At 68.4% G+C, this 1,841-nt stretch carries 1 pseudogene; it reads right to left on the bottom strand.

The features are described from left to right. Positions 1–1,841 (bottom strand): annotated as a pseudogene (locus D7X12_RS41085) (hypothetical protein); the annotation flags it as partial.

Here is a 1,841-nt window from a genome sequence, read left to right as displayed (position 1 = left end):
TGTGTCTGAGCAATCACCCTCCCGGCGGCGTCATAGTCGTATTGCGTCGTCTCCGTCCCGTAGGTCTCGCTCTTCAACAGACCATTCACATACACGTACGTCGACGCCGGCGACCCCGCCCGCTGCTCCGACGTCAGGCGCCCCACCAGGTCCGTCTCGTACGTCGCCAGACGCTGCTTCGTCGGGTCCGCCTCCAACTCGTTGAAGAGGCCTTCCAACCCTCCACGGGCGTCGAACGCGTAGCGCCAGTGCCGCTGCGCCGCGGCACCGCTGAAGGCCTCCGGCGTCAACGCTCCCGCGTACCCCGTCGCCGTCTCCTTCTCCTCCCGGCGCGTCCCGTCCGCCGCCAGGTGGTACAGCACCGCCCGCCCATCCTCGTACTTCACGCCCGTCAGCCGGTCCGCCCCGTCGTACCCGTACTCCGTCCGCTTCAGCGCACCTGCCGTCTCGTCGCGGTAATCCTCCGCCGTCCGGTTGCCGCGTGCGTCGTACGTGTACTCAAAGAGGCTCTTCAGCCCGGGCGCCAACGCCAGGGTTGCGCAGTCCGCGTCCGTGCTCGCGTTGAGCACCGCCCTCAGCCGCCCGCGGCCTTCGTAGCAGCGGCGCTCCACCAGCCCGCCGCCCTTCACCGCCAGCAGCCGCCCGCCTCCCGCTTCCCATTCGAATTCCGTCGTTCCCGCCGGGCCTGTCGCTGTCTCCAGCCGCTCCCGCGCGTCATACCCATACGTCACCATGCCGGCGGGTGACGTCACCGTCAGTCGCTGGCCACTGGGGCGATATGTGTAATCCACCGCCTCCGCGCCCCGCTCCTGCCGCGTCAACAGCCGCCGCGCATCGTATGTGTAAACGTTCGCCAGCGTCTGCGCTCCTCGCGTCTCCTCCACCCGCCACGGCTGGTCCTCCGCCGTGTACGCCAGCGTCACCGCCGTCAGGTCCGTGTTCGCCGCGTTCGTCGGCCCCGGCTGGTAGTCCACCCGCGCCGCACGCCCCCGGCCGTCCACCAGCGTCGCCACCGTGTCGTGGTTCGCATCCACCTGCGTGGACACGCCTCCACTCCACGTCGTCGTCCACATCGACGTCCCTCGTGTCCGCTTCACCTGACGCCCAAGGGCGTCATAGGCAAACGTCTGCCCCGGCGTCGGACTCCCGGAAGGCGGCGTCACGCCCGTCAACCGCAACAGCCCGTCATATTGATACGCGAACGTGCCCACGTCGGGATGCTGCGCCCCCAGCAACTCGCCCCGCGCTCCACGCGAATACGTCCACGTCTGGATTTCCGTAGGACTGTCCGCCCCATACGTCACCGTCGCCAGGGCTCCGTTCGCATCGTACGTGTACGCCGTCGTCTCCCACGCCCCGTTCTTCCCGTACCGCATCCGCTTCTTCAGGCCTCGCGGGCTGTACTCAGGCCACAGCGTCTGCCTTCCGTCCGGGTGTGTCTGAGCAATCACCCTCCCGGCGGCGTCATAGTCGTATTGCGTCGTCTCCGTCCCGTAGGTCTCGCTCTTCAACAGACCATTCACATACACGTACGTCGACGCCGGCGACCCCGCCCGCTGCTGCTTTGTCAGCACGCCCGCGGCGTCGTAATCCCAGGCGTCCTCATGCCCGTCCCGCTTCAGCGACACCACGTTGCCCAGCGAGTCCACCTCCGTCTGCGCCTCGCGCGTGTCGCTTCGGCTGCCCGCCACGTCCACACTCGTCGTCGTCGCCTTGCGCTTCACCCACGCCGTCGACGTCTCATACCGGTACGACGCCCCTCCCGACGCCCACGTCTCCTTCTGCTGCAACACCCGCCCACGGTCGTCCCGCGCGTCGTACGTCGTGCCCGCCGTCCAACC

It is taken from the genome of Corallococcus sicarius (genome assembly GCF_003611735.1).
GTDB lineage: Bacteria > Myxococcota > Myxococcia > Myxococcales > Myxococcaceae > Corallococcus > Corallococcus sicarius.
This window is presented reverse-complemented; position numbering and strand designations above follow the sequence as displayed.